This is a genomic window from Streptomyces sp. A18 (assembly GCF_059026065.1).
This window is the reverse complement of sequence record NZ_JBWLKL010000012.1, coordinates 119,561-144,387: the sequence shown is the minus strand read 5'-3', so window position 1 is coordinate 144,387 and position 24,827 is coordinate 119,561. Positions and strand designations below refer to the sequence as shown.

25 protein-coding genes and 1 pseudogene are annotated in these 24,827 nt (G+C 69.5%); 14 read left to right on the top strand and 12 right to left on the bottom strand.

The window, feature by feature from the left end:
• Nucleotides 1–83 precede the first annotated feature (83 nt).
• From AC5P1C_RS21045 to aztA, 5 genes and pseudogenes are all read right to left on the bottom strand, one after another.
• Nucleotides 84–329, bottom strand: coding sequence for a hypothetical protein (locus AC5P1C_RS21045; RefSeq protein ID WP_493867491.1), 246 nt, complete (start codon nucleotides 327–329; stop codon nucleotides 84–86).
• 65 nt (nucleotides 330–394) lie between these two features.
• Nucleotides 395–544 (bottom strand): annotated as a pseudogene (locus tag AC5P1C_RS21040) (hypothetical protein); the annotation flags it as partial.
• Nucleotides 507–1,682, bottom strand: a complete 1,176-nt coding sequence (locus tag AC5P1C_RS21035) for a GTP-binding protein (RefSeq protein ID WP_493867416.1) — start codon at nucleotides 1,680–1,682, stop codon at nucleotides 507–509. The gene AC5P1C_RS21035 and the pseudogene AC5P1C_RS21040, both read right to left, overlap by 38 nt.
• Before the next feature lie 4 nt (nucleotides 1,683–1,686).
• On the bottom strand, nucleotides 1,687–1,857 hold the full coding sequence (rpmF, locus tag AC5P1C_RS21030) for a 50S ribosomal protein L32 (RefSeq protein WP_493867415.1): 171 nt from the start codon (nucleotides 1,855–1,857) through the stop codon (nucleotides 1,687–1,689).
• 226 nt (nucleotides 1,858–2,083) lie between these two features.
• The gene (gene aztA, locus AC5P1C_RS21025) at nucleotides 2,084–2,827 is read right to left on the bottom strand and encodes a zinc ABC transporter ATP-binding protein AztA (RefSeq protein ID WP_493867414.1); all 744 of its coding nucleotides are present in this window, start codon (nucleotides 2,825–2,827) and stop codon (nucleotides 2,084–2,086) included.
• Between the two features lie 15 nt (nucleotides 2,828–2,842).
• On the opposite strand from aztA, the gene aztB reads away from it, so the two are divergent.
• The 7 genes from aztB (at nucleotide 2,843) to AC5P1C_RS20990 (ending at nucleotide 10,632) form a co-directional block, all read left to right on the top strand.
• Nucleotides 2,843–3,697, top strand: coding sequence for a zinc ABC transporter permease AztB (aztB, locus tag AC5P1C_RS21020; RefSeq protein WP_493867413.1), 855 nt, complete (start codon nucleotides 2,843–2,845; stop codon nucleotides 3,695–3,697).
• A 21-nt stretch (nucleotides 3,698–3,718) separates the two neighbouring features.
• Complete coding sequence (locus AC5P1C_RS21015) at nucleotides 3,719–4,954, top strand: hypothetical protein (protein ID WP_493867412.1); 1,236 nt, start codon at nucleotides 3,719–3,721, stop codon at nucleotides 4,952–4,954.
• Nucleotides 4,951–5,940 (top strand): zinc ABC transporter substrate-binding protein AztC, encoded by a 990-nt coding sequence (gene aztC, locus AC5P1C_RS21010; protein WP_493867411.1) that lies wholly within the window; start codon nucleotides 4,951–4,953, stop codon nucleotides 5,938–5,940. The genes AC5P1C_RS21015 and aztC overlap by 4 nt, the downstream gene beginning before the upstream one ends.
• A gap of 86 nt (nucleotides 5,941–6,026) precedes the next feature.
• Nucleotides 6,027–7,226: a zinc metallochaperone AztD gene (aztD, locus tag AC5P1C_RS21005; RefSeq protein ID WP_493867410.1), complete on the top strand. Its 1,200-nt coding sequence runs from the start codon at nucleotides 6,027–6,029 to the stop codon at nucleotides 7,224–7,226.
• A gap of 594 nt (nucleotides 7,227–7,820) precedes the next feature.
• Entirely contained in the window at nucleotides 7,821–9,119 is a 1,299-nt protein-coding gene (gene pcaDC, locus AC5P1C_RS21000) for a bifunctional 3-oxoadipate enol-lactonase/4-carboxymuconolactone decarboxylase PcaDC (protein WP_493867409.1), read from the top strand.
• Between the two features lie 33 nt (nucleotides 9,120–9,152).
• Entirely contained in the window at nucleotides 9,153–9,785 is a 633-nt protein-coding gene (locus tag AC5P1C_RS20995; RefSeq protein ID WP_493867487.1) for an MBL fold metallo-hydrolase, read from the top strand.
• A 67-nt stretch (nucleotides 9,786–9,852) separates the two neighbouring features.
• A complete protein-coding gene (locus AC5P1C_RS20990; protein ID WP_493867408.1) occupies nucleotides 9,853–10,632 on the top strand; it encodes an exodeoxyribonuclease III in 780 nt (259 codons plus the stop codon).
• A 57-nt stretch (nucleotides 10,633–10,689) separates the two neighbouring features.
• Here the strand turns inward: AC5P1C_RS20990 and AC5P1C_RS20985 are convergent, their stop codons facing one another.
• A complete protein-coding gene (locus AC5P1C_RS20985) occupies nucleotides 10,690–12,483 on the bottom strand; it encodes an SGNH/GDSL hydrolase family protein (protein ID WP_493867407.1) in 1,794 nt (597 codons plus the stop codon).
• A 215-nt stretch (nucleotides 12,484–12,698) separates the two neighbouring features.
• Here AC5P1C_RS20985 and AC5P1C_RS20980 point away from each other — a divergent pair, with 215 nt between their 5' ends.
• From AC5P1C_RS20980 to AC5P1C_RS20960, 5 genes are all read left to right on the top strand, one after another.
• Complete coding sequence (locus tag AC5P1C_RS20980) at nucleotides 12,699–13,139, top strand: DUF6278 family protein (protein ID WP_493867406.1); 441 nt, start codon at nucleotides 12,699–12,701, stop codon at nucleotides 13,137–13,139.
• Nucleotides 13,140–13,260: 121 nt separating this feature from the next.
• Nucleotides 13,261–14,004 (top strand): amino acid ABC transporter ATP-binding protein, encoded by a 744-nt coding sequence (locus tag AC5P1C_RS20975; RefSeq protein ID WP_493867405.1) that lies wholly within the window; start codon nucleotides 13,261–13,263, stop codon nucleotides 14,002–14,004.
• A 13-nt stretch (nucleotides 14,005–14,017) separates the two neighbouring features.
• Nucleotides 14,018–14,926, top strand: a complete 909-nt coding sequence (locus tag AC5P1C_RS20970; RefSeq protein WP_493867404.1) for a glutamate ABC transporter substrate-binding protein — start codon at nucleotides 14,018–14,020, stop codon at nucleotides 14,924–14,926.
• Nucleotides 14,927–14,935: 9 nt separating this feature from the next.
• Entirely contained in the window at nucleotides 14,936–15,580 is a 645-nt protein-coding gene (locus AC5P1C_RS20965) for an amino acid ABC transporter permease (protein ID WP_493867403.1), read from the top strand.
• A complete protein-coding gene (locus AC5P1C_RS20960; RefSeq protein ID WP_493867402.1) occupies nucleotides 15,577–16,446 on the top strand; it encodes an amino acid ABC transporter permease in 870 nt (289 codons plus the stop codon). The genes AC5P1C_RS20965 and AC5P1C_RS20960 overlap by 4 nt, the downstream gene beginning before the upstream one ends.
• 37 nt (nucleotides 16,447–16,483) lie before the next feature.
• On the opposite strand, the gene AC5P1C_RS20955 is transcribed toward AC5P1C_RS20960, so the two are convergent.
• The 3 genes from AC5P1C_RS20955 to AC5P1C_RS20945 form a co-directional block, all read right to left on the bottom strand.
• Nucleotides 16,484–18,085: a CocE/NonD family hydrolase gene (locus tag AC5P1C_RS20955; protein WP_493867401.1), complete on the bottom strand. Its 1,602-nt coding sequence runs from the start codon at nucleotides 18,083–18,085 to the stop codon at nucleotides 16,484–16,486.
• Between the two features lie 124 nt (nucleotides 18,086–18,209).
• On the bottom strand, nucleotides 18,210–19,409 hold the full coding sequence (locus AC5P1C_RS20950; RefSeq protein WP_493867400.1) for a L,D-transpeptidase: 1,200 nt from the start codon (nucleotides 19,407–19,409) through the stop codon (nucleotides 18,210–18,212).
• A 150-nt stretch (nucleotides 19,410–19,559) separates the two neighbouring features.
• Nucleotides 19,560–20,318, bottom strand: a complete 759-nt coding sequence (locus tag AC5P1C_RS20945) for a hypothetical protein (RefSeq protein WP_493867399.1) — start codon at nucleotides 20,316–20,318, stop codon at nucleotides 19,560–19,562.
• 104 nt (nucleotides 20,319–20,422) lie between these two features.
• Here AC5P1C_RS20945 and ggt point away from each other — a divergent pair, with 104 nt between their 5' ends.
• The gene (ggt, locus tag AC5P1C_RS20940; RefSeq protein WP_493867398.1) at nucleotides 20,423–22,234 is read left to right on the top strand and encodes a gamma-glutamyltransferase; all 1,812 of its coding nucleotides are present in this window, start codon (nucleotides 20,423–20,425) and stop codon (nucleotides 22,232–22,234) included.
• A gap of 132 nt (nucleotides 22,235–22,366) precedes the next feature.
• Here the strand turns inward: ggt and map are convergent, their stop codons facing one another.
• On the bottom strand, nucleotides 22,367–23,134 hold the full coding sequence (gene map, locus AC5P1C_RS20935; protein ID WP_493867397.1) for a type I methionyl aminopeptidase: 768 nt from the start codon (nucleotides 23,132–23,134) through the stop codon (nucleotides 22,367–22,369).
• A 60-nt stretch (nucleotides 23,135–23,194) separates the two neighbouring features.
• On the opposite strand from map, the gene AC5P1C_RS20930 reads away from it, so the two are divergent.
• Nucleotides 23,195–23,455, top strand: coding sequence for a helix-turn-helix domain-containing protein (locus tag AC5P1C_RS20930; RefSeq protein WP_493867396.1), 261 nt, complete (start codon nucleotides 23,195–23,197; stop codon nucleotides 23,453–23,455).
• Between the two features lie 22 nt (nucleotides 23,456–23,477).
• Here AC5P1C_RS20930 and AC5P1C_RS20925 read toward each other — a convergent pair whose 3' ends face one another.
• Nucleotides 23,478–24,329, bottom strand: coding sequence for an NmrA family NAD(P)-binding protein (locus AC5P1C_RS20925; RefSeq protein ID WP_493867395.1), 852 nt, complete (start codon nucleotides 24,327–24,329; stop codon nucleotides 23,478–23,480).
• Nucleotides 24,326–24,826: a nuclear transport factor 2 family protein gene (locus AC5P1C_RS20920; RefSeq protein WP_493867394.1), complete on the bottom strand. Its 501-nt coding sequence runs from the start codon at nucleotides 24,824–24,826 to the stop codon at nucleotides 24,326–24,328. The genes AC5P1C_RS20925 and AC5P1C_RS20920 overlap by 4 nt, the downstream gene beginning before the upstream one ends.
• Nucleotide 24,827: the final 1 nt, after the last annotated feature.

Here is a 24,827-nt window from a genome sequence, read left to right as displayed (position 1 = left end):
ATGACGCCTGCCGCCGCGGCGCCGCATCGGCATGGGCGTGAACGCAGTCGCCTGGGTTTGTGCCCAGGCGCGATGCGTACGTATCACGTGCCCGTCCGACCGTCGTTGTGTCCGGCGTGACAGCTGTTGCACACGCCGGTCAGTGCGAGCGTGTGGTCCACGTCGTGGAAACCGGTGATACGCGCGACCTCGACCGCCCACCGCTCGACCTCGTCGGAGTCGACGGCGAGACTGAGATCGCAGTGTCGGCACAGGAGGTAGTGCCGGTGTCCGTCGGCGGGACGCGGCCGGTAGAGGCGTTCACCGTCGCCGTCGCGCACCATGTCCACCTGGCCGCTGTCTCCAGCAGGTGCAGGGTGCGGTAGACGGTGGTCAGGCCGGCCTCGACCCCGTCCGCCGTAAGTGCCACGTGCGGGGGCTGGACCGAGGTGAAGCCCCCGCAGGCGGTCAATGCCGCCAGGACGGCGGCCCGTTGTCGGGTGTAGCGCCACTCGCCCCGCGTTGGATCAGACGGGCGTTGCGAGGCTCTGGGTCTCGTGTTCATGTTCGTGCTCGCACACCTCTCCGGTGTCCCAGCCGGGGAAGGGGTCGGTCGCGGGCGCCGGCTCCCCCTCGGCCATGAGGCAGCCGACCAGTGTGGCGCGGAGTGCGTCCGCCGACAGACCGACACCGATGAACACCACCTCCTGGGCGTGCGGCACGTCCTCGTTCCGTGTGCCGGAGGGTTCGAAGCGGGCGACGGAGCCGGCCTGGGACCACAGACCGGTCACACCGCCGCGCCCGGCCAGGGTGAAGAAGCCCTTGGAGCGCAGGACGCGGCCGTACGCACCGCTGTCCAGGTCCTGGGTGACGAGCTTCCAGAGCCGGCCGGGGTGGAAAGGGGCGGGCGAGCGGAAGACCATGGAGGAGATGCCGTACTCCTCGGTCTCCGGGACGTGGTCGCCGTTCAACTCCCTTACCCAGCCGGGCGCTTGCTGGGCGCGTTCGAGGTCGAAGCGTCCGGTCTCCAGGACGTCACGGGCGTCGACCCGGCCCTGGACCGAGGAGATCAGCCGGGCCTGGGGATTGAGCCGGGTCAGCACCCCGCGCAGCCGGTCTGCCTCGGCGTCGTCGACCAGGTCCAGCTTGTTGAGCACGAGCACGTCGGCGAACTCGACCTGGTCGATCAACAGATCGCTCACGGTGCGCTCGTCGTCCTCGTACGGAGCGAGTCCGCGCTCGGTGAGGTCGTCGCCGTCCGACAGCTCGGCCAGGAAGTTGGCCGCGTCGACCACGGTGACCATGGTGTCGAGGCGAGCCACCTCGTCCAGCACGGCGCCGTCGTCGCGGGCGAAGGCGAAGGTGGCTGCTACGGGCATCGGTTCGGAGATGCCGCTGGACTCGATGAGCAGGTAGTCGAAGCGGCCTTCCCGGGCGAGCCGGTCGACTTCCTCCAGCAGATCGTCCCGGAGGGTGCAGCAGATGCAGCCGTTGGTCATCTCCACCAGCCGCTCCTCGGTCCGGGAGAGCGCGGCCTCACCTCCGCGGACCAGCGCGGCGTCGATGTTGATCTCGCTCATGTCGTTGACGATCACCGCGACGCGCAGGCCCTCGCGGTTGGTGAGGACATGGTTGAGCAGGGTCGTCTTACCGGCGCCGAGGAACCCCGACAGCACGGTGACCGGAAGGCGTCGAGACAGCATGCCGTCAGCCCTCCGGGCGCAGCAGGCCGCGCCGGTAGGCGGGGGCGAGGTGCTGCGGGACCCGGTAGGTCACGCCGTCCACGGTCACGTCCACCAGCCGCGGCGTACTCGCCTTCCACTGGGCCCGGCGGTGGCGGGTGTTGCTGCGGGACATCTTGCGTTTGGGAACAGCCATGACAGGTGTCCTCTCAACAAAAAAAGGGGGGCGGGTCGATCGGGTGTTACGGAAGCCTCAGGAGGTTGAACCGGTGCTCCTCGGCCTGCGGCAGGTGCTGAGCGGCCAGGCCGGGCAGCATCTCCCGGTAAGTGTCGGGAGGAGGGGCGCAGTTCGGTCCGGCGGGGCCTCGACGCTACATGAAAACAATGTTCATTGTTAACGGGGGGCGCGGTGAACCCGTGATTCAGAATGGTTGCCACATTCGGGCCAGTGCCGTCGTGGTGAGGACCTGGTCGGGGTGCCCTTGTCCGGCGAGACGGCCGTCCTGGAGCAAGAGGCACATGTCCGCCGCGCGCGCGACCTCCAGGTCGTGTGTCGCCTGAACTGCCGTCACGCCGTCCGCGGTGAGTGCCGTCAGCAGGGCCCCGATCCGTTCCCTCGCCTCCGGATCCAGGCCCGTGGTCGGTTCGTCGAGAAGCAGCAGGTCCGACTCCTGCGCCAACCCCTGTGCGATGAGCGCGCGTTGACGCTGTCCGCCCGACAGTTCTCCCAGTTGGCGTGAGGCGAGGTCGCCGATGCCGAGCCGGTCGAGAGCGGCGTCCACGGTTGCGTGGTCCCGGCGGCTCAGTCGACGCCACGGCCCTCGCTCGGCCCAGCGCCCCATCTCCACGGTCTGCCGGACGGTGAGCGGCAGGCTGTCGCCCACGGCTCCGCGCTGCGGTACGAACGCGGGCGGACGTGCTCCGTGGTGATGCAGTTCGCCGGATGTCGCATGGATCACACCGGCGAGAACGCCGAGCAAGGTCGACTTGCCGCTGCCGTTCGGGCCGACAAGTGCCGTCATCGCCAACTTCGGTATTTCCGCAGTGAGTTGGTGGAGGACGGTTCGCCCTGGGTAGCCGGCGTACAAGTCGATGAAACGGACGTGAGGGGTCCGTGATCGGCGTGCGATGGGCGAGGGGTCGGGCGTTATGAACATGGTTTTCATTGTACTGTCCTCGTCATGGAATGGTTGACGGCCCCGTTCGAGGTGACCTTTGTGCAGCGGGCTCTGTGGGGCGGGGTGCTCGTGTCCGCGATCTGTGCGCTGGCGGGGACCTGGGTGGTTCTGCGGGGCATGGCCTTCCTCGGCGACGCCATGTCCCACGGTCTGCTGCCGGGGGTCGCGCTGGCCGCGCTGTTCGGCGGCAACCTGCTGGTGGGCGCGGTGGCCAGCGCCGCCGTGATGACGGCGGGTGTCACCGTGCTCGGACGTACACCGAGGCTGTCCCAGGACACCGGCATCGGGCTGCTCTTCGTCGGCATGCTCTCGCTCGGCGTGATCATCGTGTCGCGCTCGCAGTCCTTCGCCGTGGACCTGACCGGCTTCCTGTTCGGCGACGTCCTCGCCGTCCGGCAACAGGACCTCTACCTGCTCGCGGCGGCGTTGTTCGCGGCTCTGGTGGTCTCGGTCCTCGGCCACCGCGCCTTCCTGGCCCTGGCGTTCGACTCGCGCAAGGCTCAGACTCTGGGGCTGCGTCCGCGCCTGGCCCATGCCGTGCTGCTCGGCCTGCTCGGGCTGGCCATCGTGGCCTCGTTCCACATCGTCGGAACGCTCCTCGTCCTCGGCCTGCTCATCGCTCCGCCGGCGGCGGCCCTGCCGTGGGCGCGCAGCGTACCCGGGGTCATGGTGCTCGCCGCGCTCCTCGGCACAGCCGCCACGTTCGGCGGACTGCTGCTGTCCTGGCACCTCGGCACCGCTGCCGGCGCGACCGTCTCGGCCCTCGCGGTGAGCCTGTTCTTCATCTCCCACGTGGTGTCCGGCCTGCGTCACCGCCGCGCGCGCCTCACTCCCGCCCGCACCCCCCAAGTCAACTGAAAGAAGCCTGAGGCGAACGTCATGACCGTCCGCAGAAACGTCATTTCATGGGCTCCGGCCGCCCTGGTACTCACCGCGCTGCTCACCACGAGTTGTGCGGGAGAGAAGGGTCCTGACTCCCGGTCCGAGGCGAGCTCCTCGTCCGACACACCACACGGGTACGTAGAGGGAGCGAGGGAAGCCGCCGAGCAGCAGTCACGTCTGCTCCTCAACGACCCCGACAGCGGAAACAGCCGGATTCTCGACCTCATCACCGGCAAGGTTCATGAGACGGCCAAGGTGGACGGTGCCGCCAGGCTGGACACGGACGGACGGTTCGGCTACCTCCACACCGCCGGCGGCACACAGGTGCTGGACAGCGGCGCCTGGATGGTCGACCACGGTGACCACGTCCACTACTACAGCGCGGCGATACGCGATGTGGGTGAGTTTTCCGTGGGCCGCGAGGCGCAGGTGCGCAGCGACATGGTCGTGACCGCCGTGACCGACGAGGACGGGCAGACCGTCCTCTACGACCGCAAAAAGCTGGAGAAGGGCAAGATCGCGTCCTCCCGGACGCTGACGGGCAGCTACGCCGAAGCCGTCGTTCCGTACGAAGAGCACCTGCTCGCCCTCGCGGCGGAGGGCGACACCACGAAGCTCGTCGTACTCAACCGGAAAGGTGAGCGCGTCGCCTCCCCTGACGTGGAGTGCGAGGAACCGCGAGGTGACGCCGTCACCCGGCGCGGCGTGATCCTGAACTGCGCCGACGGTGCCCTGATCGTCCGCGAGGAGGACGGCGCGTTCACCGCCGAGAGGATTCCCTACGACGAGGACGTGCCGGCGAAGGAGCGGGCCACCGACTTCTGGCAGCGGCCCGGCAGTGACACTCTCACCGCACCGGCCGGGGACGACGCCGTGTGGGTCCTGGACGTCACCAAGCGAAAGTGGACCCGAGTCGAGACCGGGCCCGTCGTCGCCACCAACTCCGCTGGAGAGGGCTCCCCGCTGCTCGTCCTCGAGACCGACGGCGCGCTGCACGGATACGACATCGAAACCGGCAAGCAGACCGCACGGACCAAGGCGCTCCTGACCGGAAAAGAGCGGGCCGGTATCGACGGCAAGGCCCCCGTCATCGAGGTCGACCGCAGCCGCGCCTACGTCAACGACCCCGATGGCAAGAGAGTGCACGAGATCGACTACAACGATGACCTGCGCGTCGCGCGCTCCTTCGACCTGGACATTGAGCCGGTCCTCATGGCGGAGACGGGCCGATGAGCCGAAGCGCGGCGAAGCAGCGGGTACGGGTGGGCGCGGCACGGCTGCGCAGTCTCGTCGTGGGCCTGCTCGCCCTCGTCACGGCGGCTGCCGCCACCGCCTGCACGACCGGTGAGAACCAGCCCCGCATCGTCGTCACGACCAACATCCTCGGTGACATCACCCGGGAAATCGTCGGTGGCGAAGCCGACATCACCGTCCTGATGAAGCCCAATGCCGATCCGCACTCCTTTGGTCTTTCAGCGGTGCAGGCCGCCGAACTGGAGCGCGCCGACCTCGTGGTCTACAACGGCCTGGGGCTGGAGGAGAACGTCCTGCGGCACGTGGACGCGGCCCGCGAGTCCGGCGTCGCCACCTTCGCAGTCGGCGAGGCGGTCGACCCGCTCACCTTCCGAACGGCCGACGACGGCGGCCCCACGGAAGAGGAAGGACAATCCGACCCGCACTTCTGGACCGATCCCGACCGGGTGCACAAGGCCACCGGCCTGATAGCCGACCAGGTGACCGAACATGTCGACGGCGTGGACGACAGCGCGATCCACGCCAACGCCGATCGCTACGGGCATGAGCTCACCGGCCTTGCCGCTTGGATGGAGAAGTCCTTCGACCGCATCCCGGAGGACCATCGCGCCCTGGTGACCAACCACCATGTCTTCGGCTACCTCGCCGACCGCTTCAGCTTCCGAGTGATCGGCGCGGTCATCCCCAGCGGCACCACTCTGGCCTCACCCAGCTCCTCCGACCTGAGCTCGCTCACCAAGGCCATGGAGAAAGCCGGCGTACGCACCGTGTTTGCCGACTCATCCCAGCCGACACGGCTCGCCAAGGTCCTGCGCACGGAACTGGGCGGCGGGGTGCAGGTAGTGGAGCTCTTCTCGGAGTCGCTGACCGCCGAGGGCGGGGGCGCCGACACCTACCTGCGCATGATGCGCGCCAACACCACCGCCATGACCGACGGCCTGACCTCCGGCACGACTGGCGATTGACCCCCGCGCCTTCGACGGACACCGGCCGGGCCGAAACCATCACGTATCCGTTGCCGCCACCGAGCGGCTTGGAAAGGAACACACCGATGAACAAGTCGATACGTAGCAGGGCTCTCACGGGGACGGCACTGGCCCTGGCGGTATCCACCGTGCTGACCGCCTGCGGAGGGGAGGACTCCTCTTCCGACGCCAAGGCCGGGGGCGCCGCCGACGCCACGCCCGCAGCCGCGGTCAAGGACCCGCTGGTCGCCAGTTTCGACGGCGGGCTGTACATCCTGGACGGCGAGAGCCTGAAGCTGACCAAGACCATCAAGCTGTCCGGCTTCAACCGGGTCAACCCCGCCGGTGACAAGGACCACGTCGTCGTCTCCACGGACGCCGGCTTCCGAGTCCTGGACGCCACCGGACAGGCCCTCACCGATATCGAGTACAAGGGCTCCAAGCCCGGTCACGTCGTGCGTCACGCCGGCAAGACGGTGCTCTTCACCGACGGCACCGGAGAGGTCAACGTCTTCGACCCCGCCGACCTGCGCAGCGGCGAGAAGCCGGAAGGACGCACCTACTCCTCCGCCGAGGCACACCACGGCGTCGCCATCGAACTGGCCAACGGCGAACTCCTCAGCACCCTGGGCACCGAGGAGAAGCGGACCGGCGCGCTGGTGTTGGACAAGCACAACAAGGAGATCAAGCGCGACGAGAAGTGCCCCGGCGTGCACGGCGAGGCGGCCGCCCAGGACGAGGCCGTCGCCGTCGGCTGTGAGGACGGCGTACTGATCTACCAGGACGGCAAGTTCACCAAGGTCGACGCCCCTGACGACTACGGCCGCATCGGCAACCAGGCCGGCAGTGACGCCTCCCCGATCCTCCTGGGCGACTACAAGACCGACCCGGAGGCCGAGTTGGAGCGGCCCACGCACGTCTCCCTGATCGACACCGAGAAGAAGAAGCTGCGCCTGGTCGACCTGGGCGTCAGCTATTCCTTCCGCTCACTGGCGCGTGGCCCGGAGGGCGAGGCCCTCGTCCTTGGCACCGACGGCGCCATACACGTCATCGACCAGAACAGCGGCGAGATCGAGAAGAAGATCCCGGCCGTGGGCAAGTGGCAGGAGCCGCTGGACTGGCAGGAGGCCCGGCCCACCCTGTTCGTCCGCGACGACACCGCGTACGTCTCCGACCCCGGCAAGAAGGCTCTGCACGCCATCGATCTGGAGACCGGCAAGAAGATCACCTCGGTGACCCTGCCGCAGGGCACCAACGAGCTGTCGGGCGTCGTAGCGGGACACTGACCGTGCGTCCACTGTCCCCGCGGCAGGGAAGGCCGCGGGGCAGTGCGTACACCGGGCACCTCCGCGGCCGGAGCCTCTCGGCCGGCCCCTCATGATTCGCACCAGGGACCTTCAGCCCGCTTGCTTCATCAGAGTTCAGGTGACGTCAGGGCTGGCGCGATTCGACTGCGAACGGAGGCGCGGCTGCTGCAGCCCCGACGGTGAGTTGCCACCTGAGGGGTGGGCGACAGAAGAGGGAGAGCGTCAGGGGCGCGTGGCCGCGAAGAAGGGCATGCTGTCGAGGGGAGTGATCTCGATGTTCTTGCCGGTGCGCGGGGCGTGGATCGCTGGCACAGCTCGACGATCTCGGCCTTGAACTCGGGCGTGAACGAGCGGCGATGGCGAGGCTTCTTCTGCCCCATGCTCTCCATGATGGACATCCTCCCGGGGCAGAACCCCTGATCTCAGATGCCCGTCAAAGCGGATCAAGCCCAGGAGTCCGCTGAACCCGATGCCTCAAGCGATACGTTGCCCGCGAGGTGTTCCACCTGGTCAGCGACATACACTCGTGACCTCCCTATAGGGGCCGTTGTGAGATATGAGAGCGTGAGGCGGATGAGCGAGACGACGCAGCAGACCCTCCAATACCGCTTTGACGGGCCAGAAGACGCCCCAGTCCTGATCCTGGGTCCGTCACTGGGTACCACCTGGCACATGTGGGACCGGCAGGTCCCCGAGCTGGTCAAGCAGTGGCGAGTGTTCCGCTTCGACATGCCCGGACACGGGGGCGCCCCCGCACACCCCTGTGGCTCCGTCGGCGAGCTCGCCCAGCGGCTCCTCGCCACGCTCGACGAGGTCGGCGTGCAGCGCTTCGGCTACGCGGGCTGCGCGTTCGGTGGCGCGATCGGCGCCGAGCTCGCCCTGCGGCACCCGCAGCGCGTCGCCTCCCTGGCGCTGATATCCGCCTCGCCCCGCTTCGGCAGCGCCGACGAGTTCCGCCAGCGGGGTGTCATCGTGCGGAGCAATGGGCTCGACCCCATCGCGCGTACGTCGCCCGAGCGCTGGTTCACGCCCGGCTTCGCCGCCGCGCAGCCCGCGATCACCGACTGGGCCGTACAGATGGTGCGGACCACGGACCCCGGCTGCTACATCGCCGCCTGCGAGGCCCTCGCCGCCTTCGACGTGCGTGCCGAACTGGGGCGCATCGGAGTGCCCACGCTGGTGCTCGTCGGGTCGGAGGACCAGGTCACCGGGCAGGGCGAGGCCCGTACCCTCGTCGCCGGCATACCGGACGCCCGCCTCGCCGTGGTGCCGGGAGCCTCCCACCTCGCTCCCGTCGAGCAGCCCGCCGCCGTCACCGACCTTCTCGTACGTCACTTCTCCACCGCCTGGCCGCTCGCGACCGACGCCACCGGATCGCACGCGGCGATCAGCGCCCCGCCCGTCAAGCCGATCCTCGCCCCGCCGCCGCCCGTCTTCCCCGTCGCGGAGATCGGGCCCATGGAGCAGCCCGAGGCCGTGGGCGGCGGGCGCCCCGACCCGTACGAAGCGGGGATCAAGGTCCGCCGTGAGGTGCTCGGCGACGCGCACGTGGACCGCGCGCTCGCCGCGGCCGACGACTTCTCCACGGACTTCCAGGAGCTCATCACGCGCTACGCGTGGGGCGAGGTCTGGAACCGGCCCGGCCTGGACCGGCGCTCCCGCAGCTGCGTCACCCTCACGGCGCTCGTCGCGGGCGGCCACCTGGACGAGCTCGCCTTCCACACCCGCGCCGCCCTGCGCAACGGCCTCACCCCTCAGGAGATCAAGGAAGTGCTGCTCCAGGCGGCCGTCTACTGCGGCATCCCCGCGGCGAACTCCGCCTTCAAGATCGCCCAGGCCGTGATCCGTGAGGAAACCACGCCCCAGGAGTAGCAGGATGGGGGCATGACGACTGCCGCGAAGCGCATCAAGCTCACGAAGAAGACACACGCCTGTGTCCGCCTGGAGCGGGACGGCCGGAGCCTCGTCATCGACCCCGGCTCCTTCAGCGAACAGGACGCGGCGCTCGGCGCCGACGCCATCCTCGTCACGCACGAGCACCCGGACCACTTCAACGAGGACCGGCTGCGCGCCGGCCTGGAGTCCAACCCGGCGGCCGAGATCTGGACCCTGCGCTCCGTCGCGGAGAAGATCTCGGCGGCCTTCCCGGGGCGGGTGCACACCGTCGGGCACGGCGACACCTTCACGGCCGCCGGGTTCGACGTGCAGGTGCACGGCGAGCTGCACGCCGTGATCCACCCGGACATCCCGCGGATCACCAACGTCGGCTATCTGGTGGACGGTTCGGTCTTCCACCCGGGCGACGCGCTGACCGTGCCCGAGCAGCCGGTGGACACGCTGATGCTGCCCGTCATGGCGCCCTGGAACAAGATCTCCGAGGTCATCGACTACGTACGCGAGATCAAGCCCCAGCGTGCCTACGACATCCACGACGCGCTGCTCACGGACCTGGCCCGGCCGATCTACGACTCGCAGATCGGGTCACTCGGCGGCGCCGAACACCTGCGGCTCACGCCGGGGGAGTCCGCCGACCTGTGACCGGCCGCCCACCTGGTGGCGACCGGCCGAACGGAGAGTGTCAGTGGCGCCCGGTAGGTTGGGAAGCATGCGCATTGCCACCTGGAACGTGAACTCGATCACCGCTCGGCTGCCGAGGCTGCTCGCCTGGCTGGAGAGCAGCGGTACGGATGTGCTGTGCATCCAGGAGACCAAGACCACCGCGGAGCAGTTCCCCGCCGCCGAGCTGCGCGAGCTCGGCTACGAGTCGGTGGTGAACGCCACGGGCCGGTGGAACGGAGTCGCGCTGGTCTCCCGCGTGGGCATCGACGACGTGACGACCGGGCTGCCCGGCGGCCCCGACTACGACGGGATCCAGGAGCCGCGCGCCATCTCCGCCACCTGCGGCCCCGCCCGGGTCTGGTCGGTGTACGTGCCCAACGGCCGCGAGGTGGACCACGCGCACTACGCGTACAAGCTCCAGTGGTTCGAGGCGCTGAAAGCCGCGGTCGCCGCCGATTCGGCGGGCGACCGGCCGTTCGCGGTCCTGGGGGACTTCAACGTGGCGCCGACCGACGCGGACGTGTGGGACCCCGCCCTGTTCGAGGGCGCCACGCACGTGACCCCCGCCGAGCGTGCGGCGCTCGCCGCGCTGCGGGAGGCGGGCCTCTCGGACGTCGTGCCGCGGCCCTTGAAGTACGACCACCCGTTCACGTACTGGGACTACCGCCAGCTCGGCTTCCCCAAGAACAAGGGGATGCGGATCGACCTGGTGTACGGGAACGAGGCGTTCACGAAGGCCGTGACGGACTCGTACGTGGACCGTGAGGAGCGCAAGGGCAAGGGCGCGTCCGATCACGCGCCGGTCGTGGTGGACCTCGACGTGTGACACAACGGGTGCCGGCCGGGGGAGGAGGATCCCCGGCCGGCACCCGCTGCCCGTCGGCTACGGCTCCAGCATCCGCAGATCCACCGAATCCGCGATCGCCGCGAGCCCCGCGTCGCCCGGATGCAGATGGTCCCCGCTGTCGTACGCGGCCAGCATCCGCGCCGGATTCGCCGGATCCCGCAGCACCGCGTCGAAGTCCAGGACGCCGTCGAAGTCCTCGCCGCCCCGCAGATAGTCGTTGATCTTCATCCGCTCCGCATCGACCGCCGCCGTGCAGCGGGATTCGCCCTGGCACGGCGCGATCGTCGCCGCCACCACCCGCAGACCGCGCGCGTGCGCCCGATCGGCGATCTCCCGCATCCCGCCGATCACTTGATCCGCCGACGCACCCCACCGCACGTCATTGACGCCCTCGAAGAGGACGACCGTGCGGGCGGACGTCTGCGCGAACACATCGCGGTCCAGGCGGTGCAGCGCGCTCACGCCGCCCGTGTCGGTGGAGACGCCGTCGCCGGGGTAGCGGTCCGCGATCACGCGGTTCGCCGAGATCCCCTGGTTGAGCACACCGAAGCGCGGGACCTCGTCCTGCTGGAGCAGCCGCGTCGCAAGGACGTCGGGCCAGCGGTGGTTCGCGTCCTGCGTCGACTGCACCCCGTCCGTGATGGAGTCGCCGAGCAGCACCACCGACCCAGGACCGCCCGACACGTCGATGCCCGTGAGCAGCGGCCAGGTCGTGATCGTCGAGGTGTACGCCGCCGGTGAGCCGTCCGCCGCGTGGTCGCCGGGACCGCTCACGTACGAGCGCTGGATGGCCTGGCTGTGGATCGGCGCGGTGGCCACCGTCTCCGGGAGATGGAAGCTCACCAGGAGATTCGTGTTCTCGGGCACGTCGAAGTCCAGCGGGTCGCTGAACGCCTGTGCTCCCGCCGGGACTTCGGTACCTGTCTTGCCCCTGAACGAAAGACGCCGCGGCTCGCCCCGCGCCCCCGCCCCGGATTCCTGCACGGCCACCGTCGCACTCCCGATCCGCACCGGAGCCGAGGCGAAGGTGTTGTCGAGCCGGATCCGTACCCGCGGGCCGCCCGTGCTCGTGTGGACGACGAGCCGCACGGTCCGGTCGGCCCACGGGCCCACCGACGTGTACCCGGACGTGGAGGCCGACCAGCTGCCGGTCCACCCCTTCGTCGCCTGCCGCACGGAGAGCGCGAAGACGTGCAGATCCGGGGCGCCGGGGTCCTTCGGCGGGGTCACCGACGCGACCTCGCGCCCGCGCGCCACCGGCACGGTCACTACGTACAGCCGTGTCTTCTCGGCGAGTTGGCCGCCGGGGGTGTTCAGATGCGGCAGGGCCACCGCCTTCGTGGCGAGCGGGCCCGAGCGCCAGTCCGGCGCCGTCAGGCGGTACGCCCCCTTCGAGCCGTCCCGGTAGCGCACCGTCCCCGAGCCGCCGGCCTCGCCGCCCGTGCCCGCGACGAGAAACGCCAGCGCGTCGCCGCGTCCGCGCACCCGCACGGACTGCCCGTCGGCCCGGACGTTGTCCGCCTCGCCCGCCCGCGTCCGGGGCAGGGTGAGCCGCGCCCCGTCCACGCCGAGCGTGCGGCCGGGAGTCCAGCCGGCCGCGGTCAGGTCCTGCGCCGAGAGCGAGCCGCCCGAGCCGTCGAAGTCCGCGTCGCCGGGCCGCGCGTCGTCACTGACCGCCCTGTTGTCGAAGAGCCGCTCCAGAGGGAGCGGCTCGGGTCTGTGCGGGGCGGCTTGCGCGGTTGCCACGGGGACGGCACTGGTGAGTACCGCCAGTACGGCTGCCGCTCCCCATGAACGTCGGCCTGGACGTTGGAGCATGTAGACCCCCATGGCTGTAGCTGACGTGACGACAGGTGCGCCATGAAGCTAAGGAGGTCGGGGAGAAGCGTCAATGAGGTGCGCGTGAACACGACCCGAACTCGCCGGGATGCCACGCACCGGCAGTTCGCCGACGCGTCGGGGCGCTCGCATGATTCCGTGATCAACTGACGCAAGTTACATTCGTTGGACCGGGGAGCAGAGGCACCCTCACGGAGAGGCCGATCATGAACATCTCCTTCTTCGGCAAGTGGCGCAAGCAGCAGGCCGCCGACCGAAGCCCAGGACTCGCCTCGGTGTTCGACGAGGATCCAGCCGGTGCGGCCGAACTCCTCGCCGAATGCGAGCTGCTGCGCTCCCAGGCAGCCGCCGCCGGTCTCGAACTCGACGACTCCCCGGCCTCGTTGAGCGCGCTCGACCAGCTCCTGCCGCGCTGGCGCGACGACCCCGAGCTGCTGCCGTGGCTCGGCAACGACGCGGGCCTGTACCTGGGTTCGATCATCGTCCGTACGGTGCCCGGCACCACCTGGCACGTCTGGCCCGGCGGCAGCCCCGTCGTGCGGCTCGCGTCGGGGCGGGAGATCCAGGTGGTGGATGCGGGGCTCGACTGGGCGGTGACGGGAGCTCCCGAGCTGTCCCAGGTCTACGCGGAGGCGTCGGAGACGTAGCCGTGGGATGACGTAACTGGAAATACGGTTAATGCCCATAAGTGCGTGTCGTCCATTAAGTCCCCTTTTCACGTGGATAGTTTGCGCGGACCGACACCGCTGAGAGTGGGCAGGGCAGGGCATGGCCGTCGATCCGCTGATCGAGCTGCGTGATGTGAACAAGTACTACGGAGAGCTGCATGTCCTTCAGGACATCAACCTCACCGTCGGCAAGGGGGAGGTGGTCGTGGTCATCGGCCCGTCAGGGTCGGGGAAATCAACGCTCTGCAGGACGATCAACCGGCTGGAGACGATCCAGTCGGGAGCCATCGCACTGGACGGGCAGCCGCTTCCGGAAGAGGGCAGGACGCTGGCCATGCTCCGCGCGGACGTGGGCATGGTGTTCCAGTCCTTCAACCTCTTCGCACACAAGACCGTGCTGCAGAACGTCTCCCTCGCGCCGGTCAAGGTGCGGGGCCGCAAGAAGGACGACGCCACCCGGCGTGCCCGTGAGCTCCTTGACCGGGTGGGCCTGGCGACCCAGGCCGACAAGTACCCGGCACAGCTCTCGGGCGGCCAGCAGCAGCGCGTGGCCATCGCCCGCGCACTCGCCATGGAGCCCAAGGTGATGCTCTTCGACGAGCCGACCTCGGCCCTCGACCCCGAGATGATCAATGAAGTGCTCGAGGTCATGCAGGCTCTCGCCCGCGAGGGCATGACCATGGTCGTCGTCACTCACGAGATGGGCTTCGCCCGTTCGGCCGCCAACCGTGTCGTCTTCATGGACAACGGCCGCATCGTCGAGGACCGGCCCCCCGAGGACTTCTTCAGCAACCCGGAGAGCGACCGCGCCAAGGACTTCCTCTCCAAGATCCTCAAGCACTGACGGGGGGACAGGCATGATGCGTACGACACGTCTGCTCGCGGCGCTCGTCCTCGCCGCCTGCGCCGCGACCGCCTGCGGCAAGGAGGGCAGCCCCCCGGTGAAGGGGCCGCCCCCGGGTGAACTGCCCAAGTACCAGGTGAGAGAGGGATTCACGCTGCCGGCCTCCGGCACCTGGAAGAAGGCCGAGAGGCGCGGCCACCTCGTCGTAGGGGCCAAGGAGGACCAGCCCTTCCTCGGCGAGAAGAACCCCGCCACCGGGGAGTACACCGGCTTCGACATCGAGATCGCCAAGATGATCTCGGCCTCGCTCGGCTTCGACCCGAAGTCGATCCGCTTCAGGACGATCGCGTCGGCGAACCGCGAGACGGCCCTGCAGAACGGGCAGATCGACTACTACGTCGGCACCTACACCATCAACGACCTGCGCAAGAAGCTCGTCGGCTTCGCCGGCCCCTACTACATGGCAGGACAGGGGCTCCTCGTGCGCACCGACGAGGACGACATCAACGGGCCGCAGGACCTGGCGGGCAAGCGGGTCTGCTCGGCCGCAGGGTCGACCCCCTTCCAGCGCATCCAGAAGGACTACCCGAAGGCGACGCTCGTCGCGTACGACACGTACTCGGTCTGCGTCGACAACCTGCTGACCTATCAGGTCGACGCCGTCACCACGGACGACGCCATCCTGATCGGATACGCGGCCAAGGTGCCCGACGAGCTCAAAGTGGTCGGCAAGCCGTTCTCCGAGGAGCCCTACGGCATCGGCGTCCCCAAGGGCGACAACGCCCTGCGGTTCGCCGTCGACGACGCCCTCGCCGCCCGGGAGAAGAACGGCGACTGGAAGAAGGCCTACGACGCCACGCTCGGCCTCTCCGGAGTCCCGGCGCCCAAGCCGCCCGCCATCGACCGCTATCCGGCGAGCTGAGGAGGCGTCGTGGACGTACTGACAGACAACTTCTCCACCTTCGGCGAGGGATTCCTCGGGACCGTCGAACTCACCGTGTACGCCTCCATCCTGGCCCTCGTGCTCGGCTTCATCATGGCGTCGTTCCGGGTGGCACCAGTCGGATCCTTCCGGGCGTTCGGCACCGCCTGGGTCACGGTCCTGCGCAACACCCCGCTCACGCTGCTCTTCTTCGCGGTGCTGCTCGGGCTGCCGCGCTTCGGACTCGTCCTGCCCTTCAAGGTGTTCGCGGTGCTCGCACTGGGCTGCTACACCTCGGCCTTCATCTGTGAGGCACTGCGTTCGGGCATCAACACCGTCCCCAAGGGCCAGGGCGAGGCGGCCCGCAGCCTGGGGATGACCTTCGGACAGACACTGTCCAAGGTCGTGCTCCCGCAGGCCTTCCGGTCCGTCATCTCACCGGTCGGCTCCAACCTCATCGCACTGGCCAAGAACTCGGCGATCGCGGGCGCCTTCAGCGTCACCGAGCTGCTGGGTACGTACAAGACGCTCAACGAGCTCGGCTACAACATCATCTGGACGTTCGTCTGGATCGCCGTCGGCTACCTGATCATCACCCTCGCCATCAGCGCCATCTTCAATGTCCTCGAAAAGCGCTGGGGAGTCGCCCGATGAAAGCCCTCTCCCACGATTCCACCGCCCTCTACGACGTGCCAGGACCCAAGACCGAGCGCAGACACAAGCTCTACGGACTGCTCTCCACCGTGGTGCTGCTCGCCCTGCTCGGCTGGATCATCTACCTCCTCTTCGACACCGGCCAGTTCACCGAGACGAAGTGGATGCCCTTCGAGTACAAGGGCATTCAGGAACTCCTGCTGAGGGGCCTGGGCAACACGCTCAAGGCCTTCGCCATCTCCGCGGTGCTCGCACTCGCGCTCGGCGGACTGCTCGCCATGGGGCGGCTCTCCGAGCACCGGCCGGTGCGCTGGATCGCCACGCTCCTCGTGGAGTTCTTCCGCGCGATGCCGGTCCTGGTGATGATCTTCTTCGTCTTCGTGGCGCTGAAGGTCCAGCCGCTGCCGGCCCTGGTCACCGGGCTCACGCTCTACAACGGCTCGGTGCTCGCCGAGGTCTTCCGTTCGGGCGTGAACTCCGTCGACCGCGGGCAGCGGGAGTCGGCGTACGCGCTCGGCATGCGCAAGACGCAGGTCATGAGTTACGTCCTGGTGCCGCAGGCTCTGCGCGCCATGCTGCCCGCCATCATCAGCCAGTTGGTGGTGGCCCTGAAGGACACCTCGCTCGGCTTCTTGATCACCTATGAGGAGTTCCTCCACGCCGGGAAGCTGATCGCGTCGAACCTCGACTACGATCTACCTTTCATCCCCGTGGTTCTGGTGATCTCGCCGATCTACATCGGGATGTGCATGCTGCTTTCGTGGTTCGCCCAATGGGTGTCCAGACGACAGCGGCGCAATCCCAAGACCGAGGCCGCGGAAGTGGCACCGGCCGAACCAGGGACGCTGCTGCCGGGTCCGCAGTAGCTAAAGGGGCCAGGGCCCACCCGGCAGCAGCCGGTGATCACTGTTCGCGCAGCGGGATCGACACGTACGACGGGTCGGCCGCGGGCGAGGAGAAGGTCAGCTGCGCGCCGGACGGGTTGTGCTCGATGTAGAGCGGGTCGACCGTGTCGACCACCAGGGCGAGCTTGTGTCCTGCCGGGACGTCGTAGGCCGTGGAGAACAACTCCAGGTCCACGCCGAACGGCCGGCCGGGGGTCTTGCCGTGGAAGGTGTACGGCGCGTTGCTGACCAGCTTGCCGAGGCCGAGCGGGCCCACGTCGTAGAGGTACGCGACGAGGGTGCCGCTCTCCTTGGTGCTGGTGAGCGTGGTGTGCAACTTCGCCGTCCCGCGCACCCGCTGGGCCGTGTCGTACTTCTCGGACTGCCAGACGCCCGCGTAGCGCCGCGGCAGCAGCGGCATCGAGGCGACCGGCGGGATCTTGAGGAACTGGTCTAGGGCGTTCGAGAGCAGCACGATGCCGCCGTTGGCGCCGGAGTCGACGTTCGTGCGGAGCGTGGTGGAGCCCGCCAGGTCGATCTTCTTCCTCGTCGCGCCGACCGACTTCCAGTCGGGGTAGCCCTCGTAGCCGCCTGTGGAGCGGGACTTGAGCTGGACGGGCTGCTCGCCGTCGATGCCGTTCTTCTCGCCCTTGAGGTAGCGGTCGAACCAGCGCTGGGTCGAGGTCCAGGTGTCATTGGGCAGCCCGAACAGGCCGGTCAGCTCGGCGGTCGCGTGGTCGCCCGGACGGAATTCGAGTCGCTTGGGCCCGGTCAACTGCTCGTAGAACTCGGCGTATTGGTTGGGCGGGAAGATCGTGTCGCCCCAGGCGTTGCCCAGCATGACGGCCGCGCCGTTCTTGTTGATCCGGTCGACGTAGGTCGCGGGGGAGCGCTTCTTGCCCCACGCGATCATCTCGTCCTCCTTGCCCAGGTTGGACCCGAGGAAGTCCTTGAGGGTCTGCTGGAGTTCGGGGCTCGGGCGGCCCGTGAGGACACCGGCGCCGCCGAGCAGGCCGGCGGCCTGGGCGTGCTGGGTGCGGCCGCTGTAGATCGACTCGATCAGGTCGCCCCAGCCGCTGAGCGCGGCGACGGCCTTGATCCGCTTGTCGTGGCCTGCGGCGAGCAGGCTGATGCCCGCGCCGTACGAGACGCCGCCCATGCCGATCTTCCCGGGGTCGGCCGGGGTGTTCTCCAGGGTCCAGTCGATGACCTTGGAGGCGTCCGCGATGTCCTCGGGGCCGCCGGTCTCGATCTCGCCGCCGGACTGCCAGAAGCCGCGCGAGTTGTAACTGACCACGACGTAGCCGGAGTTCGCGAGCTTCTGGGCCTGTGCGACGTACTCGATCTGCGGCATGGCCCAGCTGGTGGGGAGCACGATCGCCGGGTACGTCGTGTCACTGCCCGCCTTCGCGCCCTTGGGGGTGAAGACGTTGGCCTTGAGGATCGTGCCGCCGTCGCCGGGGATGTCGACGAAGCGCACGTCGGCGGCGCTCGCCGCCTGTGGAGCGGCCGCCGGAGCCGCTTGGGCGGCCGGGGTGATGCCGAAGGCGGCGCCGGCGACGAGAGTCGCCGACGCGGCGCCCACGGTGGTCGTACGCAGAGCCTTGCGCGGTTGTCCCACGGGTCACTCCTTACTCGTGCAAGCAAAGTGACCCGACGGTAACCTCGGGTTCTTACCGGGGGTAACCCATCGGTAAGTTACGCGGGGGTAACGATTGTTGAGTGATCTACATTCAGTGCGGGCTTCAGCTCAGCGCGCTCTTCGCCTGCCAGTCGACCCAGGAGAGGTTCCACTCGCCGTAGCCGTTGCCCGGGGCGGGCACGCCCTTCGAGCCGCTGCCGGAGACCTCGAACGGGTCGCCGACCTGGACCTGGCCGTACAGCCAGGAGGCGTCGCCGTCGCTCATGCCGATGCAGCCCGAGCTGTGGTTGGTGTTGCCGAAGTACGAGGCGTTCCAGGGTGCCGCGTGCGCGTACATGCCCGACCAGGTCAGACGCATCGAGTTGTCGACCATCTTGTCGTAGGCGTCGCCCAGGCCGACCGTCTCGGAACGCATGTTGATCGTGCCCTCCTTGGCCATCAGGACGGACGTACCGCCCCAGGACGCCTTGTCGCCGCCGGGGGTGCCCGCCGACATCGGGACCGTCTTGACGCTCTGCCCGTCACGCATGAGCGTCGCCTGCTTGCTGTCGAGGTCGACCTTGACCTTCTGGCTCTTGCCGACGGTGAACCCGGTCGCGTAGTCGCGGACGAACCAGCCGCCGTCCGTGCCCGAGTCGATGCCGCTGAGCCGCGCGTCGAGCTTCACCTTGGTGCCGGACTTCCAGTACTCCTTGGGGCGCCAGTCGATGCGGTCCTTGCCGTCGTAGTTCTCGATCCAGCCCCAGGATCCGGTGGTGTTGTTCGAGGTCGTCACCTTCAGGTGCTTCTCGACCTCGGCCTTGTTCTTCACCGGGTGGTCGAAGACGACCGACAGGGGCTGCGCGACGCCGACCGTGGTGTCCTTGCCGGGCGTCAGGGACAGCTTGTTCACCTGCTCCGGGGCGGCCGTCTTGAAGGAGGTCCGCGTGCTGCCGCCCTCGTCGGTCGTCGCCTCGACCTTGTACGAGGTGCCGGGCACCGCCTTGCGGTCCGATGTCCAGGTGGTGCCGTTTGCGGCGACCTTGCCGGTGAGCTTCGTGCCCTTGGGGTCGGCGACCGTGACCCGTTTCAGCTTGCCGTCGGCCAGCTTCACCTCGACCGGGGAGCCCGCCTTGGCCTGCTGGCCCCGCAAGTTGACGGATATGTCCGGCTTGTCCGCGGCAGTGTCGGCGGACGCGGGCGTGCTGCCCGAGCAGGCGGTCAGCACGGTGGCCAGCGCCACCAGGCCGACGGCCGTGACCGCGGCCCCGGTGCGGCGGGAACGTATGGAGCGGCGGCGACTCGGCGAGCTCAGGGGCCTCAAGGGAACGTACCTCCGTGCGTGTGCATGTGGAACTGCACGGAGAGAGGGACAAAGGTCCCGGTGGGTTGCCTCTTGCCCCGAATTTGCCGACTAGGTCACAGAAGCGGGTTATGGGCCACGCGCGGCCGTCGGCGCTCGGTCGTCGACCGCCTACTTCGCGCGATGCGAGGTGCGCGGCGGCGTGATCGCGGGGGCCGGGGCCTGGGCGGCGCGGGTGACGTCCCCGACGAGCTCGACGACGTCGGGGCCGTACGCCTGGGAGTTGACGACCTTCAGGAGCAGGGCGAACGGGTTGGCGCCGTGCTTGCGGGCGAGGCGCTCGTGGTGCCGGGCGAGATAGCGGGTCGCCGCCTGGTTGGTGATCGCGCGCTGACCGCAGAAGACGAACACGGGTCTCGCCTCCTGGTCCTGCCCCGCGGTGAGCCGCGCGAGGATCACGTACTCCGCGATGCCGCCCTCCATGCGGTACCGCTCGCTGCCGATCTGGAAGGCCCCGCGGTCGGGCCCCGGCTCCGGGTCGGTGTTGATGCGCACCCCGGGCAGCAGGGAGTGCATGTGCGCGGCCATGCGGCGGTTGGCCGCGGGGGAGCCGACGCAGAACTCGGTGCGTTCGCCGAAGCTCTGCTGGGCGGCGTCGTGCGCGACGAGCTGGGCGTGCGCCCCGCAGTCCTTGATCACCGCGGCGAGTTCGAGCAGCGCGAACACGTCGTGGCGTACGACGGTCAGCTCGGGGCCACCCGCCTCGCGGTTCACCACGAGCAGCGACTCGGAGTTGTCGGGCAGTCCGAAGAAGGCCTGCTTGCGGCGGAGCTTGCGCCGCCAGAGGTAGGTACGGACGAGCCAGCCCAGCACGGCACCGAGGCCGGCCGCGATCAGGCCGAGGACGATATTGCGCACGTCTTCAGTCATGGGGGCGCATGCTAGCGGGCTCTAGGACCGGTGTTCGAGGGGGTCCTGACGTGGTGGGTGGACCGAAGTTACGCTGCGCAGACGGTTGTTGACTGGAGGTACGAATGCGTCGTGCTGTCGTACGGAATCTGACGCTATTGGCGGTCGGAGGGGTGTTGGTGTCGGTCGGAGCGGCCGTGCCCCCTTCGTCTTCGCGCTCGGCTGAACCGGCCTCGCGGTCACCGGAGAAGGTGCCGGTGGCCGTCGGCTACGGCGGCGCGGTCTCCAGCGTCGACGCGGACGCGTCGGCCGCCGGGATCGAGGTCCTGAAGAAGGGCGGCAACGCGGTGGACGCGGCGGTCGCCACGGCCGCGGCCCTCGGCGTGACCGAGCCCTACTCCGCGGGCGTCGGGGGCGGCGGCTACTTCGTCCACTACGACGCGAAGTCCCGCAAGGTGAGCACGATCGACGGCCGCGAGACGGCCCCGCGGACCGCCGACTCCGGCCTCTTCCTGGAGAACGGCAAGCCGATCCCCTTCGCGGACGCCGTCACCAGCGGCCTGGGCGTGGGCACGCCCGGCACCCCCGCGACCTGGCAGTCCGCGCTCGACCGGTGGGGCAGCAAGCGGCTCGGCACGCTCCTGGAGCCCGCCGAGCGGCTCGCGCGCGACGGGTTCACGGTCGACGGGACCTTCCGCTCGCAGACCGAGTCGAATCAGGCGCGGTTCGCCGACTTCCCGGACACGGCGAAGCTGTTCCTGCCCGGCGGCGAGCTGCCCGTGGTCGGCTCGACGTTCAAGAACCCCGATCTCGCCCGTACGTACGAGGAGTTGGGGAGCAAGGGTGTCGGGGCGATGTACCGGGGCGGCATCGGCAAGGACGTCGTACGGACCGTGAACAAGCCGCCCGTGGACCCGGCGGCGGGGCGCGTCGCCCGGCCGGGCGACCTGTCGGCGAAGGACCTGAAGGCCTACGCGGTGAAGCGGCAGGCGCCGACGAAGGCCTCGTACCGCGGGCTCGACGTCTACTCGATGGCTCCCTCGTCCTCCGGCGGCACGACCGTCGGCGAGGCCCTCAACATCCTCGAGCGGACCGACCTCTCGAAGGCGTCGAAGAAGAAGTACCTGCACCGGTTCATCGAGGCCAGCCGCGTCGCCTTCGCCGACCGCGGGCGCTGGGTCGGGGACCCCGCCTTCGAGGACGTACCGACGAAGGAGCTGCTCTCGCAGGAGTTCGCCGACTCGCGGGAGTGCCTGATCCGCGACGACGCGGTCCTGGGGAGTCCGCTCGCGCCGGGCGACCCGCGTGATCCGGCGGCCTGCAAGACCGGCGACAAGGCCGCCCCGACCACGTACGAAGGGGAGAACACGACGCACCTCACGGCCGCCGACAAGTGGGGCAACGTCGTCGCCTACACCCTGACCATCGAGTCGACCGGCGGCAGCGGGATCACCGTGCCGGGGCGGGGCTTCCTGCTCAACAACGAACTGACCGACTTCTCCTTCGCGCCCGCCGACCCGGCCGTGCACGATCCGAACCTTCCGGGTCCGGGCAAGCGGCCCCGCTCCTCCATCTCGCCGACGATCGTCCTGGAGAAGGGCAAGCCTGTGGTCGCGCTCGGTTCGCCGGGCGGTGCCACGATCATCACGACGGTGCTGCAGACCCTGACGGGATTCGTCGACCGGGGGCTGCCGCTCGTCGACGCGATCGCCGCGCCGCGCGCGAGCCAACGCAACGCCGCACAGACCGAGTTGGAGCCCGGCCTGTGGGGGAGCCCGCTGCGGGCCGACCTGGAGGCGATCGGGCACTCCTTCAAGCAGAACCCGGAGATCGGGGCGGCGACCGGAGTCCAGCGCCTGCCGGGCGGCAAGTGGCTGGCCGCGGCGGAGAAGGAGCGGCGCGGGGGTGGGTCGGCGATGGTGGTGCATCCGCGGTAGCGGCACGGGCCGGCTGCGTGGCCCGTGCCGCGCGGCCGGTGGGTGATAGGGGCGCGGGGGACTGCGCGAGCAGCCCCCACCGGTCCGCGGACGGGGATGAAGCCGAGGCGGGGGACACGCGCCCCCGGCAGGTCACAGTGCCGTCAGGATGCGAGGCCCCTCCTCAGTGACAGCCACCGTGTGCTCCGCGTGAGCGGCGCGGCTGCCGTCGTTCGTGCGCAGCGTCCAGCCGTCCGGAGCCGGGTGGTAGTGGTCGCTGCCGCCGGCGATCACCATGGGCTCGATGGCCAGGACCATGCCGTGCTTCAGGGGCATGCCGCGGCCCGGACGGCCTTCGTTCGGGACGCCCGGGTCCTCGTGCATGCGGCGGCCGATGCCGTGGCCGCCGAAGCCCTCCGGAATGCCGTAACCCGCGTCCCTGCACACCACGCCGACCGCGTGGGCGATGTCGCCGATGCGGTTGCCCACGACGGCCGCGGCGATGCCCGCCGCCAGGGCGCGCTCGGCGGTCTCGATGAGGCGTACGTCCTCGGGGCGGGGCGTGCCGACGATGAAGCTGATCGCCGAGTCGCCCGCCCAGCCGCCGAACTCGGCGCCGAAGTCCGCGGAGAGCAGGTCGCCGTCGCGCAGGCGGTAGTCGGTCGGGATGCCGTGCACGATCGCGTCGTTCACGGACGCGCAGAGGACGGCGGGGAAGGGTGTGGGGGCGAAGGAGGGGCGGTACCCGAGGAAGGGTGAGGTCGCGCCCGCGTCCTTCAGCACGGCGTGCGCCACCTCGTCGAGCTCCAGGAGTGAGACGCCGATGCGCGCCGCTTCCCGCACCGCGGTGAGGGCTTGGGCGACGATGCGGCCCGTCTCGCGCATGGCTTCGATGGATGTGTCCGTCTTGAGTTCAACCATGCCAATAACTATACCGGTATGAGAATGGGATTCTGACCGGGTCCGGACTAGACTGGCCGCATGGTGCGAACCCCCCTGACCCCTGAAGAGCGCGAACGCGGCGAGCGGCTCGGCCGGCTCCTGCGCTCGGCGCGCGGCGAGCGGAGCATGGTGGAGGTGGCCGCGAGCGCCGGGCTCTCCGCCGAGACGCTCCGCAAGATCGAGACCGGACGCGCCCCCACTCCCGCGTTCTTCACCGTGTCGGCGCTGGCGGTGACGCTCGGTCTCTCGCTCGACGAGGTGGCCCGGACGTGCGAGCTGCTGCCGCTCGCTCCCGTGTGAGGCGTGGCGCGGACCGGAGCGGTCACTGCGTCGGGGCCCACTCGGCGGCGTTCTCGGCGGCGAAGTCCGCGAAGCCGCGGGCCGGTCGGCCGGTGATCCGCTCGACGGCGGGGTCCACGCGGTCCTCGGCTCCCCGCGCGATGCCGCCGTCCATGGCCGCGAGCAGGCCGGCGAACGCCTCGGGCACCCCGGCGGCGGCCAGCCGCTCCTGGAGGTCCGCCACCGGGATGGAGCGATGGCGGACCTCGCGCCCGGAGACCTTGGACACCGCTTCCGCGACATCGGCGTAGCCGAGCGCTTCCGGCCCCGTGATCAGGTGCGCCGCGTTGTGCGGTCGCTCGTCGGTCAGGGCCCGTACGGCGACGGCCGCGATGTCACCCGCGTCGACGAACGCCACCCGGCCTCGCCCGGTGGCCGTCACGATCTCGTCCGCGGTGCGGATGCTCTCGATGTGCGGATGGCCCGGGGTGACGAAGTTCTGCATGAACCATGAGGGGCGCAACACCGCCCACTCCGGGGCGAGTTGGCGAAGGGCCCGGTGGACCTGACCCGCCCCGGGGTCGCCCTCGGCGATGGCGGAGGAGCTGAGGAGAACGAAGCGGCGCACACCCTCGTCCAGTGCGCGCTTCAGGAACGGCACCATCAGGCGGGCCGGTTCGGCGTCCCCGATGGGCGGCACCAGATAGACGCCGTCCGTGTCGGCGAGGGCCGGGCCGTGGGTGGCGGGGTCGGTCCAGTCGAAGCGGACCTGACGGGTGCCCGGCGCCGGGGTGCGGCTCGCGACGCGTACGGACATGCCCTGGTCGTCCAGTGCGTCCGCCACGCGGCGGCCGGTCGTGCCGGTGCCGCCGGTGATCAAAAATCGCCTCGTCATCGGGTCTCTCCGGAGCGGTTGGCGTCGACGGAGTGGGTGGCGCCGTCGGAGTGGGTGGCGCCGTCGAAGTGGTTGGCGCCCAAGGGGATCGCGCCGCCGAAGGCGTCGGCGGCCAGCGCGCCGTTCCAGTAGTCGCGGAAGCGCGTGATCCGCCCGTCGTGGACGGTGACGACCTGGATGTACGGCATGTCGAAGGGGCGCCCGGTGGCGACCGCCCGCCCGGTGCCGCGCAGCTCGGCGACGATGGTCTCGGGGTCCTCGGTGCGATGGACGGTCAGGTCCTCGATGCTCCGCAGGTCGATGTGGTCGGGGTAGTCGGCCATGTATCCGCGTACGGCCTCACGCCCGACGAGTCGGTGCGGGGCGCCCGGGAGCGCGAAGGGGAACTCGAAGACTCCGTCCGGGGCCCAGAGGTCGACCCAGCCGTCGATGTCCTTGGCGAGGATGAGGTCGAGGGAGCGGGTGAACACGTCGGTCGCTGAAGGGTGTGTCGTCATG

What these genes read in the sequence shown, in the direction of transcription:
- AC5P1C_RS20945 (WP_493867399.1), bottom strand. Translation starts at nt 20,318, where the DNA reads ATGACTGAAGACGTGCGCAATATCGTCCTCGGCCTGATCGCGGCCGGC.
- aztB (WP_493867413.1), top strand. Translation starts at nt 2,843, where the DNA reads ATGGAATGGTTGACGGCCCCGTTCGAGGTGACCTTTGTGCAGCGGGCT.
- aztD (WP_493867410.1), top strand. Translation starts at nt 6,027, where the DNA reads ATGAACAAGTCGATACGTAGCAGGGCTCTCACGGGGACGGCACTGGCC.
- AC5P1C_RS20975 (WP_493867405.1), top strand. Translation starts at nt 13,261, where the DNA reads ATGGCCGTCGATCCGCTGATCGAGCTGCGTGATGTGAACAAGTACTAC.
- aztC (WP_493867411.1), top strand. Translation starts at nt 4,951, where the DNA reads ATGAGCCGAAGCGCGGCGAAGCAGCGGGTACGGGTGGGCGCGGCACGG.
- pcaDC (WP_493867409.1), top strand. Translation starts at nt 7,821, where the DNA reads ATGAGCGAGACGACGCAGCAGACCCTCCAATACCGCTTTGACGGGCCA.
- rpmF (WP_493867415.1), bottom strand. Translation starts at nt 1,857, where the DNA reads ATGGCTGTTCCCAAACGCAAGATGTCCCGCAGCAACACCCGCCACCGC.
- AC5P1C_RS20960 (WP_493867402.1), top strand. Translation starts at nt 15,577, where the DNA reads ATGAAAGCCCTCTCCCACGATTCCACCGCCCTCTACGACGTGCCAGGA.
- AC5P1C_RS20980 (WP_493867406.1), top strand. Translation starts at nt 12,699, where the DNA reads ATGAACATCTCCTTCTTCGGCAAGTGGCGCAAGCAGCAGGCCGCCGAC.
- AC5P1C_RS21015 (WP_493867412.1), top strand. Translation starts at nt 3,719, where the DNA reads ATGACCGTCCGCAGAAACGTCATTTCATGGGCTCCGGCCGCCCTGGTA.
- aztA (WP_493867414.1), bottom strand. Translation starts at nt 2,827, where the DNA reads ATGAAAACCATGTTCATAACGCCCGACCCCTCGCCCATCGCACGCCGA.
- AC5P1C_RS20920 (WP_493867394.1), bottom strand. Translation starts at nt 24,826, where the DNA reads ATGACGACACACCCTTCAGCGACCGACGTGTTCACCCGCTCCCTCGAC.
- AC5P1C_RS20970 (WP_493867404.1), top strand. Translation starts at nt 14,018, where the DNA reads ATGATGCGTACGACACGTCTGCTCGCGGCGCTCGTCCTCGCCGCCTGC.
- map (WP_493867397.1), bottom strand. Translation starts at nt 23,134, where the DNA reads ATGGTTGAACTCAAGACGGACACATCCATCGAAGCCATGCGCGAGACG.
- ggt (WP_493867398.1), top strand. Translation starts at nt 20,423, where the DNA reads ATGCGTCGTGCTGTCGTACGGAATCTGACGCTATTGGCGGTCGGAGGG.
- AC5P1C_RS20930 (WP_493867396.1), top strand. Translation starts at nt 23,195, where the DNA reads ATGGTGCGAACCCCCCTGACCCCTGAAGAGCGCGAACGCGGCGAGCGG.
- AC5P1C_RS20925 (WP_493867395.1), bottom strand. Translation starts at nt 24,329, where the DNA reads ATGACGAGGCGATTTTTGATCACCGGCGGCACCGGCACGACCGGCCGC.
- AC5P1C_RS20985 (WP_493867407.1), bottom strand. Translation starts at nt 12,483, where the DNA reads ATGGGGGTCTACATGCTCCAACGTCCAGGCCGACGTTCATGGGGAGCG.
- AC5P1C_RS20990 (WP_493867408.1), top strand. Translation starts at nt 9,853, where the DNA reads ATGCGCATTGCCACCTGGAACGTGAACTCGATCACCGCTCGGCTGCCG.
- AC5P1C_RS21035 (WP_493867416.1), bottom strand. Translation starts at nt 1,682, where the DNA reads ATGCTGTCTCGACGCCTTCCGGTCACCGTGCTGTCGGGGTTCCTCGGC.